The sequence below is a fragment of the Flavobacteriales bacterium genome (assembly GCA_030584065.1).
Classification (GTDB): Bacteria; Bacteroidota; Bacteroidia; order Flavobacteriales_F; family PHOS-HE28; genus PHOS-HE28.
In genome coordinates this window covers 1,773,611-1,788,491 of the sequence record CP129489.1, presented here as the reverse complement: position 1 = coordinate 1,788,491, position 14,881 = coordinate 1,773,611, and the positions used below count along the sequence as shown (strand labels likewise).

General features: G+C 66.4%; 16 protein-coding genes. 11 read left to right on the top strand and 5 right to left on the bottom strand.

Annotated features, from left to right (window positions below; all coding sequences use genetic code 11):
• Window positions 1-277: 277 nt before the first annotated feature.
• A complete protein-coding gene (locus QY325_07805) occupies window positions 278-1,132 on the top strand; it encodes a hypothetical protein (GenBank protein WKZ67826.1) in 855 nt (284 codons plus the stop codon).
• Here QY325_07805 and QY325_07800 read toward each other — a convergent pair.
• The 3 genes from QY325_07800 to QY325_07790 form a co-directional block, all read right to left on the bottom strand.
• Window positions 1,129-2,643, bottom strand: a complete 1,515-nt coding sequence (locus QY325_07800) for a potassium/proton antiporter (GenBank protein ID WKZ67825.1) — start codon at window positions 2,641-2,643, stop codon at window positions 1,129-1,131. The genes QY325_07805 and QY325_07800 overlap by 4 nt on opposite strands.
• Window positions 2,644-2,766: 123 nt before the next feature.
• Window positions 2,767-3,144, bottom strand: a complete 378-nt coding sequence (locus QY325_07795; GenBank protein WKZ67824.1) for a hypothetical protein — start codon at window positions 3,142-3,144, stop codon at window positions 2,767-2,769.
• Window positions 3,145-3,240: 96 nt separating this feature from the next.
• Entirely contained in the window at window positions 3,241-4,560 is a 1,320-nt protein-coding gene (locus tag QY325_07790; protein WKZ67823.1) for a DUF5103 domain-containing protein, read from the bottom strand.
• Window positions 4,561-4,656: 96 nt separating this feature from the next.
• On the opposite strand from QY325_07790, the gene QY325_07785 reads away from it, so the two are divergent.
• Genes QY325_07785 through QY325_07755 form a run of 7 tightly spaced genes read left to right on the top strand, consistent with a single transcriptional unit; the run spans window position 4,657 to window position 11,688 of the window.
• Window positions 4,657-6,009: a Na(+)-translocating NADH-quinone reductase subunit A gene (locus QY325_07785; protein WKZ67822.1), complete on the top strand. Its 1,353-nt coding sequence runs from the start codon at window positions 4,657-4,659 to the stop codon at window positions 6,007-6,009.
• Window positions 6,010-6,021: 12 nt separating this feature from the next.
• Window positions 6,022-7,212 (top strand): NADH:ubiquinone reductase (Na(+)-transporting) subunit B, encoded by a 1,191-nt coding sequence (locus QY325_07780; GenBank protein ID WKZ67821.1) that lies wholly within the window; start codon window positions 6,022-6,024, stop codon window positions 7,210-7,212.
• 9 nt (window positions 7,213-7,221) lie between these two features.
• A complete protein-coding gene (nqrC, locus tag QY325_07775) occupies window positions 7,222-8,025 on the top strand; it encodes an NADH:ubiquinone reductase (Na(+)-transporting) subunit C (GenBank protein ID WKZ67820.1) in 804 nt (267 codons plus the stop codon).
• Window positions 8,022-8,699, top strand: a complete 678-nt coding sequence (locus QY325_07770) for an NADH:ubiquinone reductase (Na(+)-transporting) subunit D (protein ID WKZ67819.1) — start codon at window positions 8,022-8,024, stop codon at window positions 8,697-8,699. Before nqrC ends, QY325_07770 begins: the two co-directional genes overlap by 4 nt.
• A gap of 12 nt (window positions 8,700-8,711) precedes the next feature.
• The gene (gene nqrE, locus QY325_07765) at window positions 8,712-9,326 is read left to right on the top strand and encodes an NADH:ubiquinone reductase (Na(+)-transporting) subunit E (protein ID WKZ67818.1); all 615 of its coding nucleotides are present in this window, start codon (window positions 8,712-8,714) and stop codon (window positions 9,324-9,326) included.
• 8 nt (window positions 9,327-9,334) lie between these two features.
• Window positions 9,335-10,642, top strand: a complete 1,308-nt coding sequence (nqrF, locus tag QY325_07760) for an NADH:ubiquinone reductase (Na(+)-transporting) subunit F (protein ID WKZ67817.1) — start codon at window positions 9,335-9,337, stop codon at window positions 10,640-10,642.
• A 53-nt stretch (window positions 10,643-10,695) separates the two neighbouring features.
• Window positions 10,696-11,688: an FAD:protein FMN transferase gene (locus QY325_07755; GenBank protein WKZ67816.1), complete on the top strand. Its 993-nt coding sequence runs from the start codon at window positions 10,696-10,698 to the stop codon at window positions 11,686-11,688.
• Window positions 11,689-11,699: 11 nt separating this feature from the next.
• On the opposite strand, the gene QY325_07750 is transcribed toward QY325_07755, so the two are convergent.
• Window positions 11,700-11,912 (bottom strand): membrane or secreted protein, encoded by a 213-nt coding sequence (locus QY325_07750; protein WKZ67815.1) that lies wholly within the window; start codon window positions 11,910-11,912, stop codon window positions 11,700-11,702.
• Window positions 11,913-11,986: 74 nt separating this feature from the next.
• Here QY325_07750 and QY325_07745 point away from each other — a divergent pair, with 74 nt between their 5' ends.
• Both QY325_07745 and yaaA read left to right on the top strand, forming a co-directional pair.
• Window positions 11,987-12,541: a hypothetical protein gene (locus QY325_07745; protein WKZ67814.1), complete on the top strand. Its 555-nt coding sequence runs from the start codon at window positions 11,987-11,989 to the stop codon at window positions 12,539-12,541.
• 59 nt (window positions 12,542-12,600) lie between these two features.
• Entirely contained in the window at window positions 12,601-13,380 is a 780-nt protein-coding gene (yaaA, locus tag QY325_07740) for a peroxide stress protein YaaA (GenBank protein ID WKZ67813.1), read from the top strand.
• Here the strand turns inward: yaaA and QY325_07735 are convergent.
• Window positions 13,377-13,988 (bottom strand): hypothetical protein, encoded by a 612-nt coding sequence (locus QY325_07735; GenBank protein WKZ67812.1) that lies wholly within the window; start codon window positions 13,986-13,988, stop codon window positions 13,377-13,379. The two genes, yaaA and QY325_07735, sit on opposite strands and share 4 nt — an antisense overlap.
• A 46-nt stretch (window positions 13,989-14,034) precedes the next feature.
• Between QY325_07735 and QY325_07730 the strand changes: the two genes are divergently transcribed.
• A complete protein-coding gene (locus tag QY325_07730) occupies window positions 14,035-14,844 on the top strand; it encodes an alpha/beta hydrolase (GenBank protein WKZ67811.1) in 810 nt (269 codons plus the stop codon).
• The last annotated feature ends 37 nt before the right edge of the window (window positions 14,845-14,881 follow it).

Below are 14,881 nucleotides of genomic sequence, written 5' to 3'. Positions count from 1 at the left end.
CGGTAGCGGACATAGCGCAAGCTTCATGCACGGGCCCACCACCGGCAACATGCCCGCGCTTGCTTCGCGCCCGAAACAACGCCCATGACCGCTTTCCTTCGCCGCGTGCACCCCGACCTGCTGGTCCTCGCCCTCCTCACCGCCCTGGTCGCATTCGCGTTGCTGGCGGTGTACGCGTAAGCCGCACCCGCCATCAGGTGTGCAGCGCGGGCGCTTCAAGGCGCTCCGGCCTGGCCCAGCGGTAGGTCCCTGATCGGGATGGGCCGATCTTTGCGCCATGCGACCGCTGATCATCGCCCTGCTGGCGCCCCTCTTCGCCGCTGCGCAGCCCTTCGATCTCGCGCACCCCGACCGTCGGCACGCGCTGCCTGCCGAGCTGGTTGAGGTGAGCGCCCTCACCGATGTGGATGCGCGCACCGTGGCCTGCCTGCACGATGAAGCCGCAACCGTTTACCTGATCGACCTGGCCACGGGCGCTATCGCCGGCCGTCGGGCCTTCGGCGAGCCGGGCGACATGGAGGGCCTCACCCGGGTGGGCGGCGAGTACTATGCGCTGCGCAGCGACGGCCTCATCTACCGCATGGCCATGGGCCACCTGGCGATGACTGTGCTCGACACCTTCCGTGTGCAGCTGCCGCAGCCCAATCTGGAGGGGCTCGGCTACGATGAGCGCAAGGGCCTCATCCTCATCAGCCCCAAGGGCGTTGAGAAGGGCGGGCCCGAGGCGCGCGACCGCCGCGCCATCCATGCCTACGATCCGGTCGCGCAGCGCCTGCTGGAGCAGCCGGTGCTGGAACTCTCCCTGGAGCGCATCGCCGAACAGGCGCGGGCCAAGGGATTCGCCGTGCCCGAGCGCGTGACGCCCAAGGGGCGCACGGTGCCAGCGCTCAAGCTGCGCTTCAGTTCCGTGGCGGTCGATCCCGTGAGCGACCACTACTACCTGCTCAGCGCCATTGACCGCACGCTGCTGGTGGTTGACCGTGCCGGCGCGGTGGTGGCGCTGCATGTGCTCGATGCCGCGCTCTTCCCCAAGCCCGAGGGCATCACCTTCCTGCCGGGCGGTGCGCTGCTCATCAGCAACGAGGGCAAGGACCAGCGGCCCAACCTGCTGCGATTCGAGCGCATCGGCTAGGCGGCACCGGGCACAGCGGCCTGCACGGGCCCCAGTGGGACAAGGCCCAGTCGGGCCACCGGCTCATCGAGCAGCTCAGGGGTGCGGGCGAGCACCACCAGCCGGTCGCCGCCCAGCACCACGGTCGATCCGCTGGGCGCGATGAAGCCGCTGTCGCGCTTCACCATGGTGATGAGCGTCCCGCGCGGCAGTCCCAGCCGCAGCACGGGCAGGCCCACTGCGGCGCTGCCCACGGGCACCTCCAGCACATGGGGCACCCCGCGCGCCTCGGGGCTGATCTCCACCTCCAGCGCCGTTCGCGGGCGCGACTCCTCGGGCCGGTGCACATTGAGCCAGCGCGCCACCAGCGGCAGTGTGGTGCCCTGGATGGCCACCGAGGTGAGCACGATGAAGAACACGATGTTGAAGATGTAGGCCGCGCCGTCGATGCCCATCACCATGGGATAGGTGGCCAGCACGATGGGCACTGCGCCGCGCAGGCCCACCCAGCCGATCATGGCGCGCTTGGCCCAGGTGGTGCGGAACGGGAGCAGCGAGAGGAGCACGGCAATGGGCCGAGCCACGAACATGAGCACCAGGCTCACCAGCAGCCCCGGCACCATCACCGGCACCAGTTGCTTGGGGAAGACCAGCAGCCCCAGCACGAGGAACATGCCGATCTGCACGATCCAGGCCTGCCCGTCGAAGAAGCGCACAAGGCTCTTCTTGTGGATGAAGTTGCGGTTGCCCAGAACGATGCCGGCCAGGTACACCGCCAGGAAGCCGTTGCCGCCGATGAGCTGGGTGCCTGCATAGGTGAGCAGCACCATCGCCATCAGCAGCACGGGGTAGAGCCCGTCGAAATCGAGTTGCACGCGGTTCACGACGCGCGTGGTGAGCATGCCCATGGCCCAGCCCGCCAAGGCCCCGATCACCATCTGCTGCAGCAGCATTCCGCCCAGCGCCCAGTAGCTGATGCCCTCGGCATCCAGCGTGAATAGCTGCAGCGCTGCCGTCGTGAGCAGGTAGGCCATGGGGTCGTTGCTGCCGCTCTCCAGCTCCAGCAGCGGCCGCAGGTTGCCGCGCAGACCCACGCCCTTGGAGCGCAGGATGGTGAATACCGCCGGCGCATCGGTGCTGCTGATGATGGCGCCCAGCAGCAGCCCCTCCTTCCAGCCCAAGGGCGTGATCCAGGGCACCAGCAGCCCCACCACCACCGCCGTCACCACCACCCCGAAGGTGGAGAGCACCATGCCTTGCCGCAGCACGGGTCGGATGCTGTCCCACCGCGTATCGAGCCCGCCGCTGAATAGGATGAAGATGAGTGCGATGTTGCCGATGAGCTGAGCCTGCCTCGGATCGTCGAAGTGCACCCAGCCCAACCCGTCGCTGCCCACCAGCATGCCAACGCCCAGGAAGAGCAGCAGCGACGGCACGCCCAGCCGCCCGCTGGTCTTGCTGGCCATGATGCTGCCGAGCAGCAGCACCGCGCACAGGAAGAGGAGCTCCTCGATGGGGAAGGCATTGAGCATGCGGGGAACAAGTTACCGCGCGTTCCGCGGCCGGTCCTTCAGGGATGGGGCTCGGCGTGGCGCCATGGTCCACGGTGCGGCGCGTTCAGCGCATCCGTGCGCGTGCCATGCGCCTCGGCGCGCTCACCCCAAGCGCTGCACGCGCTGCAGCAGCTCGCTCTGCTCAACGCTCCACTGGCTGCCGGCACGCGCGCCTTGGATGAGGTAGAAGAAGCTGCCGCGCTCGAAGCTCCACTTGCGCGCAACGATGCGGCCGTGAGCGGTGGGCCCCAGCGGCACGCGCTGGTGCGGCTTGAAGGCGGCGAAGGCCTCCATGGCCCGCACGATGTCGGCCTGGCTCACGTTCCAGTGCACCTGCAAGGGGCCGTGCTCGGGCTTCTCGTGTATGGTGTAGATCCAGCCGAGCACAGGGTGCGGCCCGCGCCACACGATGGGCCAGATGCCCTGGCCCCACGGTACCAGGCCGCGCACCGGGCAGGGGGTCTTGGGGATCGCCATCATTCCCGTCAAGGTCACGGGCCAGAAGCTAATGCGATCGCAGGCCTGTCCGCACAAGCCGTGCACGGGGCGGTGCGACCTGCCGGACGGTTGCGGCGCCTACCGGCGGCTGTTCACGAAGCGCACGCCCACCAGCCGGTCGCAGCGCTGCATGCGGTCGGTGAAGTACACGAGTACGAGGTAGTCGTTCTCCGTCTCGAAATGGCTGCCTTCGATGGCGGTGATGTCGGGCACCTGCTCGCCGCGCGGCAGGGTGACGAAGCTGAAGTCGTAGAAGCCCTGCTTCAGGAGCAGGGTTGCGGTGTAGGCGCTGTCAGCGGGGCTCCAGGCCATCCGGTGCTCAGGCCGGCATTGCCAGTCCGTGAGCTGGCCGTACACATACACCTCCTGCATCAACGGCGCCTCCATGGGCAGCGCGAAGTGCACGTTCACGTAGTCGGCACCGAGGGGGTCACCGTCCACCTGGTCGTTGCGCACCAGGTAGCGCCCGTTGAGGTCCTGCAGGGTGTTGTAGCGCCGGATGCTGCGGCGCGATTCGGGCAGCAGCCACACCTCATAGATGCGCTCGCCCAGGCCGGGCGCGATGCGGCGGATGCGGTTGGTGGTGAAGCGCAGGTCCTTCGCATCGAAGTTGCGGTACTCGTTACCGGCCATGAAGAGGCCCTGTGCCGGGAAGTCGTAAACCAGCTCGGTGCCGCGCACGAATCGGGGCTGTGCACCGGTGCGGGCATCGTGCCAGCGCATGTTCTGCAGCAGGGTCACATGCACCTCGCCGAAGGGATCCTGCACGGGCAGGGTATTGGTGTTCACGGTGAAGTCGAGCTGCTGTGCCACATCGCGCAGGTCCACCTGGCGCGTGGCCATGATGCGCGCATCGATGGTGGCACGGGGCTCGAAGACGAGGAGGCGGCGGGTGAGCACAAGGTCTTCCTCGTCACCGCCGCGGTACACCTTGAGGAGGTAGTTGCCGCTGCGTGCGGGCCGCATGTCGGCGTTGGGGAGGGCGAGCTCGTAGTGGATGAAGGGCTGCAGGGTGTTGTAGCTGGTGCGCCCAGCGGGGAGGTAGGCGTTGGTGGCGCCCTCCAGGTACTGCCCAGGCTGCAGGTCGGTGGGCTGCCACAAGTGGTCGCAATGCACCAGGGTGTAGGAGAGGTCCTCCACGGTGGGAGCGAGGTCGTCGAAGCGGAGCACCACCTGGTCGTTGCCGCCGAGCTCGATCACGGGCGGAGCCAGCTCGAACCCCGCCTTGAAGAGCTGGACGGTGCGGATGGTGGGGGAGTAGATGCGGTCCTCGGCCACCGGCTCGCTGGGGGGCCAGTAAGGAGGCTCCTCGGGTGCGGGCGCAGCGCCTGCGGTGGGGGCCGTTCCCGCGCATGCGGGTAGGATGAGAGCGAGCGCCACGAGGGTCGGTATGCACATGAATCCCGCGCCCATCAAGGATTTTCGGCGTTCGTACCGCGAAACGTTCCGTTCATACATTTGCCGCGCCCTTTCGGGAAGGGAGGGTTTGCAAACATGCCGAACATCGTCCGGATCCGCAAAGGACTCGACATCCGCCTGAGGGGCGAAGCCGAGAAGGTCCTTGTGCAGGCGGAACCCGCGAAGGTCATCGCGATCAAACCGACCGATTTCCATGGCTTGGTGCCCAAGGTACTGGTGAAGCCCGGCGACGCCGTGCAGGCCGGCTCCGCGCTCTTCGCCGACAAGTACAATGACCGGGTGCTGTGGACCAGCCCGGTGAGCGGCGAGGTGGCCGAGGTGATCCGTGGCGAGAAGCGCAAGGTGCTGGAGGTGCGCGTGCTGGCCGATGCACAGACGCGCTACGAGGATTTCGGCAGCGGCGACCCGGCCAGCATGAACCGCGAGACCATCGTGCAGAAGCTGCTGAAGAGCGGCGCATGGCCGGTGATCAAGCAGCGCCCCTTCGATGTGGTGGCCAATCCCGCGCACGAACCGAAGGCCATCTTCATCTCGGGCTTCGATACGAATCCGCTGGCGCCTGACCAGGACCTGGTGGTGCGCAACCACGGCGCCGACTTCCAGACGGGCCTCGATGCCCTGGCCAAGCTCACCAAGGGCAAGGTGCACCTGAGCGTGAGCGATAAGACGGCGGCGCGCGAGTTCCTCGATGCCAAGGGCGTGGTGCGCCACACCTTCAGCGGCCCGCACCCCGCCGGCAACGTGGGCGTACAGATCCACCACATCAGCCCCATCAACAAGGGCGAGGTGGCATGGACGGTGAGCGTGCAGGACGTGATCCTCATCGGCCGCCTCTTCCGGCAGGGCCGATACGATGCCTCGCGCACCGTGGCCGTAACGGGCAGTGAGGCGCGCAACCCGCGGTACGTGCGCACCGTTATCGGCGCGCCGATGAAGGACATCGTGGGCGCTGTGGAGGGCAAGGTGCGCGTGATCAGCGGCAACTGCCTCACGGGCGACAACGTGGGCCCCGACGGCTTCTTGGGCTTCTACCACACCCAGGTGACCCAGCTTCCCGAGGGCGACCAGCCCAAGTTCTTCATCACCGACGGCTGGGCGGCGCCCGGCTTCGACAAGTTCAGCGCCAACCGCAGCTTCCCCACCTGGCTGATGCCGGGCAAGAAGTTCGCCCCCGACACCAACCAGAACGGCGAGGAGCGGGCCTTCGTGATGAGCGGCCAGTACGAGAAGGTGTTCCCCTTCGACATCTACCCGGTGCATCTGCTGAAGGCCATCCTGGTGAACGACATCGAACAAATGGAGAAGCTGGGGCTTTACGAAGTGGCGCCCGAGGACTTCGCCCTTTGCGAGTTCGTGTGCACCAGCAAGATCAACAGCCAGAGCATCGTGCGCGATGGCCTCGATGCCCTGAAGAAGGAAACCACCTAAGCCGCTGCCGACGTGAAAGCACTGCGCAACCTGGTCGATGGCATGAAGCCCGCCTTCAGCAAGGGGGGCAAGCTCGAGAAGCTGCATTGGGTCTTCGACGGCCTGGAGACCTTCCTCTTCACCCCCGGCCACGCCACGGAGAAGGGGGCCCACATCCGCGATGGCATCGACCTGAAGCGGACCATGAGCATCGTGATCACCGCCATGCTCCCGTGCCTGCTCTTCGGCATGTGGAACGTGGGGCACCAGCACTTCCTGGCCTTGGGCGAGTTCACCCAGGCGGGCGAGGGCTTCTGGGACAAGTTCCTCTTCGGCGCCATCAAGGTGCTGCCCATCGTGGTGGTGAGCTACGGCGTGGGCCTGGGCATCGAGTTCCTCTTCACCAGCATCAAGGGGCACCCCATCCAGGAAGGCTACCTGGTGAGCGGCATGCTCATCCCCCTGGTGATGCCGGTGGACACCCCGCTCTGGATGGTGGCCGTGGGCGCCGCCTTTGCGGTAGTGATCGGCAAGGAGGTCTTCGGCGGCACGGGCATGAACATCCTCAACGTGGCGCTCACCGCGCGCGCCTTCCTCTTCTTCGCTTATCCCACCATGATGAGCGGCGATAAGGTGTGGGTGAACACCGCGCTGGAGCCCGGCCAGGCCGTTGTGGATGGCTTCAGCGGCGCTACCTCGCTGGGGCATGCGGCGTCGGGCAACATGGCGGGCGTGGTGCCCATGCTGGACAGTTTCTGGGGCTTCGAAGCCGGCAGCATCGGTGAGACCAGCGCCTTCGCCTGCCTCATCGGCGCGGCCATCCTGCTGCTCACGGGCATCGGCAGCTGGCGCATCATGCTCAGCGTGTTCCTGGGCGGTGCGGCCATGAGCAGCCTCTTCAACCTGGTGGGCCCCTCGCTGGGCAACGCCTACATGCAGATTCCCGTGCTGCACCAGCTCATGCTCGGCAGCTTCATGTTCGGCCTGGTGTTCATGGCCACCGACCCGGTGACCGCCGCACAGACCAACACCGGCAAGTGGATCTATGGCTTCCTCATCGGCGCCATGGCCATCCTCATCCGGGTGGTGAACCCGGCCTACCCCGAGGGCATGATGCTGGCGATCCTGTTCATGAATGTGATGGCACCGCTCATCGATCACTACGTGGTGCAGGCCAATGTGAAGCGCCGCCTGAAGCGCGCTGCCGCCCTGCAAACCGCCTAACCGAACGCCATGGCCTTCGACAAGAACAGCAACTCGTTCACCTTCATCTTCGCCACCGTGCTGGTGGTGGTGGTGGGCACCCTGCTGGCGGTGACCTTCCTGGCGCTGAAGCCCGCCTACGATGAGAACGTGCGGCGCGAGAAGATGCAGAACATCCTCGCCAGCATGAACGTGAAGGTGGAGCGCGATGCCGCGCCCGCCAAGTACCAGGAGCTGGTGAAGGAGACCCTGCTCGTGGATGCGGAGGGGAAGCCCGTGGAAGGCGATGCCTTCAGCCTCGACGTGCTGAAGCAGTACAAGGACTGGAAGGCCGGCGTGCTGAAGGCCGAGGACCTGAAGTACCCGGTGTACAAGGCTACCGCTGAAGGCAATGAGCTCTTCGTGCTGCCGGTGGTGGGCACGGGCCTCTGGGGGCCCATCTGGGGCTACCTGAGCGTGGAGAGCGATGGCCGCACCGTGTTCGGCAGCACCTTCGACCACAAGGGCGAGACCCCCGGCCTGGGCGCGGAAATCGCCACCCCGGTCTTCACCGGCCAGTTCCCCGGTAAGACCTTCACCGAGGAGGACGGGAGCTACGCCGGCATCAAGGTGTACAAGGGCGGCACCGGCACCACCGACCCGCATGGCGTGGACGGGATCAGCGGCGGCACCATCACCAGCGATGGCGTGAGCGAGATGCTGCTGCGCACGCTGGCCACCTATGACAAGTACCTGAAATCCGTGGTGGCGCCGCCGCCGCCACCGGTGGCCGAGCCCATCGTGGCCGACAGCCTCGCCGCCGATACCACCCTCACAACCTCCGTCAACCCATGAGCACCGCCACCGCAGCACCCGCCAAGGCGAGCGAAGGGCTCTTCAGCAAGAAGAACCGGAAGCTCATCACCGACCCCCTCAACGACAACAACCCCATTACCGTGCAGGTGCTCGGCATCTGCTCGGCGCTGGCCATCACCGTGAAGGTGCAGAACGCCGTGGTGATGAGCCTTAGCGTGCTGGCCGTGGTGGTGGTGGGCAACATGGTGATCAGCGCCCTGCGCAACATGATCCCGGGCCGCATCCGCATCATCGCCCAGCTGGTGATCGCCGCCGGCCTGGTGACGCTGGTGGACATCGTGCTGAAGGCCTATGTGTACGACGTGAGCAAGCAGGTGGGCGTTTACGTGGGCCTCATCATCACCAACTGCATCCTCATGGGCCGCTACGAGGCCTTCGCCATGGGCAACAAGGTGTGGCCCAGCGCGCTCGACGGCCTCGGCAATTCACTGGGCTATGCGTGGATCCTGGTGGTGGTGGCCTTCTTCCGCGAGCTCTTCGGCAACGGCAGCATCATGGGGCTCCGCATCATCCCCGAGGCGTGGTACGCCACGGCCGGCGGGGGCTACTTCAACAACAACATGATGATCCTGCCCCCGATGGCGCTGGTCATCGTGGGCATCATCATCTGGATCCAGCGCTCCCGCAACACGAAGCTCATCGAGCAGGCCTAACCCCAGCACGCCATGAACCTCGTCAACATCTTCGTCAAGGCGATCTTCATCGACAACATGATCTTCGCCTACTTCCTGGGCATGTGCTCGTACCTCGCCGTGAGCAAGACGGTGAAGACGGCCGTGGGCCTGGGAGCCGCGGTGATCTTCGTGCTGGGCGTCACCGTGCCGGTGAACTACCTGCTGGAGAACTATGTGCTGAAGCAGGGCGCGCTGAGCTGGCTGGGCGCTGGCTTCGCCGACATCGACCTGAGCTTCCTCGCCTTCATCATGTTCATCGCCGTGGTGGCCGCCATCGTGCAGCTCGTGGAGATGATCGTGGAGAAGTTCGCGCCGGCGCTCTATGGCGCGCTCGGCATCTTCCTGCCGCTCATCGCGGTGAACTGCTCCATCCTGGGTGGCGCGCTCTTCATGCAGGAGCGCCAGTACAGCACCATCGCCGAGGCCACCAGCTTCGCGCTGGGCAGCGGGGTGGGCTGGTTCCTCGCCATCGTGGCCATCGCCGCCATCCGCGAGAAGCTCCGCTACAGCGACATCCCCGCGCCCCTGCGCGGGCTGGGCATCACCTTCATCCTCACCGGCCTCATGGGCATCGCCTTCATGGCCTTCATGGGCATCAAGATCTGATCTGAAGCATGGGTCCCACCATCCTCATCACCCTGGCGGTCTTCCTGATCGTCACCCTGCTGCTCGTCGGCGTGCTCCTCTACGCCAAGACCAAGCTATCGCCGAGCGGGCTCGTCAAGATCCGCATCAACGGGGAGAAGACCATCGAGGTGGCCGCGGGAAGCAGCCTCCTCAGCACCCTGAGCGAGCAGAAGATCTTCCTGCCCAGCGCCTGCGGCGGCGGCGGCACCTGCGCCATGTGCAAGTGCCAGGTGCTGGAGGGCGGCGGCGAGATCCTGCCCACCGAGGCGCCCTACTTCAGCCGCAAGGCCATCGCCGACAAGTGGCGCTTGGGCTGCCAGGTGAAGGTGAAGCAGGACATGGACATCAAGGTGCCCGAGGAGATCTTCGGCATCAAGAAGTGGGAGTGCGAGGTGGTCTCGAACTACAACGTGGCCAGCTTCATCAAGGAGTTCGTGGTGAAGCTGCCGCCCGGAGAGACGCTGCACTTCGAGGCCGGCGGCTACATCCAGATCGATGTGCCCCCCTGCGAGGTGGACTTCAAGGACATGGACATCACCGCGCACCCGGAGCTGCAGGCGCTGGGCCGCGACCCCATGGACTTCAAGGGCGAGTGGGACAAGTACAAGCTCTGGGACCTGAAGATGAAGAACCCCGAGCCCATCTTCCGCGCCTACTCCATGGCCAACCACCCGGCCGAGGGCAACATCGTGATGCTGAACATCCGCATCGCCACCCCGCCCTGGGACCGTGCCAAGAACGGCTGGATGGACGTGAACCCCGGCATCTGCTCCAGCTACGTCTTCAGCCGCAAGCCCGGCGACAAGGTCACCATCAGCGGACCCTACGGCGAGTTCTTCATCAAGGAGACCAACGCCGAGATGCTCTACATCGGCGGCGGTGCCGGCATGGCTCCCATGCGCTCGCACCTCTTCCACCTCTTCCACACGCTGAAGAGCGGCCGCAAGGTGACCTACTGGTACGGCGGCCGAAGCAAGCGCGAGCTGTTCTACCTGGAGCACTTCAACAGCATCGCTCGCGAGTTCCCGAACTTCAAGTTCTTCGTGGTGCTCAGCGAGCCCCTGCCCGAGGACAACTGGAAGGTGAAGAAGGACATCAACGATGCCGAGGGCGATGGCTTCACCGGCTTCGTGCACCAGGCCGTGATCGACCAGTACCTGAAGAAGCACGAGGCCCCCGAGGACATCGAGTTCTACTTCTGCGGACCGCCCATGATGAACGCCGCCGTGCTGAAGATGGTGGACGATTGGGGCGTACCCAAGGAGAACGTGAGCTTCGACGACTTCGGCGGATGATGCCCGTACCGGTGAGCACCGGAAAGTCCCGCCGCGCGCGGGGCTTTTCGTTCATGGCGCTCGGCCTGGCATTGGCCGCGTGCGGCACGCGGGCGCCGGAGTGGTCCACGCTGGAGGGCAAGGCGCAGGGCACCACGTTCCGCATCACCTACCTCGATTCGGTGGGCCGCGACCTCACGATGCCGGTGGACAGCCTGTTCCGCGTCATCGACCGCAGCCTGAGCCTCTGGGACAGCACCTCTACGGTCACCCGCTTCAATGCCGCCCCGGATTCCTTCGCCACGGACGACCGCCACTTCCAGGTGGTCCTGGCCCTCGCCCGTCAGCAGTGGAACGCCACAGCGGGCGCCTTCGACCCCACGGTGCTGCCGCTGGTGCGGGCCTGGGGCCTGGGCAAGGAGGGGCGCGCGGCGCTCGATACCACCGCCGTGGACAGCCTGCTGCGCTGCGTGGGCATGCCCCGCATCTACATCCCCGACAGCTGGGAACGGGCGAACGCGATGGCGCCGCTCACCTTCCGCAAGAGCGGCCCCTGCGTGCAGTTCGACCCCAATGGCATCGCCCAGGGCTACACAGTGGACATGATGGCGCTCCTGCTCCGGCAGCGCGGCATCGAGCACTACCTGGTGGAGGTGGGCGGCGAGGTGCGGGCTTCGGGATCGAATGCGCGCAACGAGGACTGGACCATCCAGATCGACAAGCCCGTGGAGGGCGATGCGCACGTGCGGCAAGCCGTGGTGCCGCTGAGGGAGCGCAGCCTGGCCACCAGCGGCAACTACCGCAAGTTCATCGAGGTGAACGGCAAGCGCTACGGCCACACCATCGACCCGCGCACGGGCCGGCCCGCCATGAGCGACCTCCTGAGCGCCTCCGTAATCGCTGACGATTGCGCCACCGCCGATGCCTTGGGCACCGCGCTGATGGTGATGGGTACCGATGGCGCCAAGCAATGGCTGAGCACCCACCCCGAGGTGCAAGGCTACCTCATCAGCGATGATGGCAAGGGCGGGTACGCGTTGTGGATGACGGAGGGCTGGCCTGAGTGAGGTTGAGGGCGTCAACCACCGACTTCCTCCCTCCGGCACTTCTCCTCGGGCCGCGCACCGCAGAAGCCGCAGCCCCCGCCTTCTGCCTGCACCAAGGGGTTGTTGCTGGCGCAGGTGCCGGCGAACTGGCCGTCCTTCTTCGCCCAGATCTTGATCGCGATGCCGGCGAAGGCCAGTCCCAGCAGGCCGATGCCCAGCAGGGCGGTGGTGAGGAGCGTGCTCATGATGCAGGGTCGGGCAATCCCGGCCCGCAAATGTACTCCGCTCCTGACCGGAGTCAGCATCCGGGAATGCGCCGATGGCCATCTTCATCGGCATGACCGAGCTTGAGTTCCGCCCGCGGTTCCGCTTCCGCACCACCCTCCACCCGGATGTGATACGCGACCGGCTGAGGACGCATGTGCGGGAGAAGAACCCGGTCGGCTTCCGCCTTAAGGGCACCGGCCCGCACCTGGTGCTCCAGTATCCGCCGGAGCAGCAGGTGCCATGGACGCCACAGCTCGACATGGACCTTGAGATGGACCAGCAACCGGGTGACGAGACCTACACGGTGGTGCGCTGCCTGATCGGACCGGCGCCGGAGATCTGGATGATGTTCCTGGGCAGCTACATCGGCATCGCGGTGCTGTCCGTCTTCGGCATCGCCATCGGGTCGGCGCAGGTGATGATGACGGAGCTGCCGTGGGGCTTCTATGCCACGCTGCCGTTGCTGGCACTGGCCGCGGTGCTCTGGCTCTTGGCGCAGGAGGGCAAGCGCCGGTCGCGCAGCGCCATGCTCGGCCTGAAGCACTTCGTGGATGACGCCCTCGGGTGCGACTGCTTCCGGCTCGCGGACGAGGAGGCGACCCGGTGAGCGGGCCGAACCCAGGTGCAAGGCGGTGTGTTGCCCGGTTGCCGCAAATTCGCGCCGCCATGCTTGTGCTCCTTTCCCCTGCCAAGGACCTCGCCGCTGCCACTCCCCAAGGACTGGAGGGCCTCACCACGCCCGCGCTGCTGGAGCGGGCAGAGCCGCTTGCCGCCAAGCTGCGCAGCCTCAGCGCCCGCAAGCTCGCCGACCTCATGGAGCTGAGCCCCAAGCTGGCGGAGCTGAACCGGGCGCGCTATCAGGCCTGGGCCACGCCCTTTACCGCGGCCAATGCGCGGCCGGCCGTTTTTGCCTTCAACGGCGAGGCCTATCGCGGCTTCGATGCACGCAGCCTCGATGCAGCCGATCTGCGATTCGCCCAGCGCCACCTGCGCATCCTCAGCGGGCTCTATGGCGTGCTGAGGCCGCTGGACCTCATCCAGGATTACCGCCTGATGATGGGCACGCCCCTGAGCGTGGGCCGATCCAAGGACCTGTATGCGTATTGGGGCGACCGCATATCCGATCAGCTCCGCTCCGACCTCGCTGCCGCAGGGACGTCCGTGGTCGTCAACCTGGCCAGCTCGGAGTACTTCAAGGCGGCGCGTGCCGAGCGGCTCGGGGCGCGCATCATCACCCCGGTCTTCAAGGACCGCACGCCGCAGGGCTACCGCATGGTGATGGTCTTCGCCAAGCATCAGCGCGGCGCCATGGCGCGGCACATCGTGCGCCATAGGTTGCTGGACCCTGAGGCCCTCAAGCGCTACGATGGCGATGGTTACCGCTTCGCGCCTGAGGAGAGTACGGGCGATATGTGGGTCTTCCTGCGTGACCGCAAGCCGGCTTAGAAACGCATCGCCAAGCCGGCATTGATGCGCTGGCTGTTCCAGGCCAGGAGCAGCGGCTCGCCCGCACTGTTCAACAGGGCGCGGCCTTCGTAGTCCACCACGTTGCCGGGGCCGCTCCAGTTCTGGGCCAGCTCGCCGAAGACGGCGATGGTGCCCGTGAGCATGCGGAGGTAGCGCACGCTGAGGCGCGTGCTGCCGCGGTTGGACACCAAGGGCAGGTTCGCATCGTACGGCTTCAATGCCATCACCATGGGGCCCAGGGCGAGACTCAGCTCAACGGCGGACCGGTCTCCGATCCACGGCCGGTAGGCGACCTCCACCTGGTAGGTAGTGAAGCGGATGCGCTCAGCCGCCGGAGCAGGCTGGTCCGCACCGATGCGATCGAATAAGAACCCGAATGACCACCGATTGCCGGTGGCATAGCCGAAACCGAAGGCCAGCGACCCGCATGCGGTGGCACCGACCGCCAGCGAATCGGGGGTGCGGTTCACCGTGGCGATGCCCGCCCCGAACCCCAGCCGCGTCACCAGGTGCCGCCGCTTGATGGCCTGTGCCTCCGCCGGGAGCACGCTGCCCACCAGCACCATGAGGAGCACCAGTCTGCGCATGGCGCGAAGATCGGGCCGCCGGGCGCGTGCCCGGTACCTTTGCCCCATGAACTGGCTCTGGGGCGCACTGGCTGTGTCTGCTGCGGCTTACGCGGGGCTGGCGCTGTTCTACTACCTCTTCCAGGAGCGCTTCATCTTCCTGCGGTTCCGGACGAGCCAGGGCTATCGGTACCGCTTCCCCACGCCGCACACGGAGCATCGGATCGAGCGGCCCGACGGGGCGCGGTTGCACGCGCTATGGTTCAAAGCGGATCGGCCCGTGGGCACGGTGCTCTATTTCCATGGCCACTCGGGCAGCTTGAAGCGATGGGGGAAGTTCGCCTCCCGCTTCACGGCGCTCGGGCACGATGTGCTGATGCCTGACCCGCGCGGGTACGGCAAGAGCAGCGGCAGGCTCTCCGAGCGGGCCCTGATCGATGATGCTGCGGCCTGGTTCGACTGGCTGGCCGAGCGCGTCCCGCCGGCCGGCATCGTGCTCTACGGGCGCTCTCTGGGCAGCGCGCTGGCCGTGCCCCTGGCCGCTCAGCGGCAGGCACGCATGCTGCTGCTGGAGACGCCGTTCAACAACCTGCTGGATGTGGCTTGGGCGAAACTGCCGCTGCTTCCTTATCGGTGGCTCCTGCGGTATCCCTTCCGTAACGACCGTGCCATCCGGGGCGTCCGCTGTCCGGTGCGCATCTTCCACGGAAAGCGCGACCAGGTGGTGCCGCTGGCCTGTGCCCTTGACCTCTATGCTTCCATTCCCGCGAGCGTGGACCGCGAGGCGATCATCTTTCCGAAAGGTCGCCACAACGACCTGTACCGCTTCATCCGGTTCAGGGAGGCCCTGCGCAGGCTCCTCGAGCCTTCGGCGTGATGCGCGGCATTCCGGCCCCTTCGCTGGCGGCCGAAGG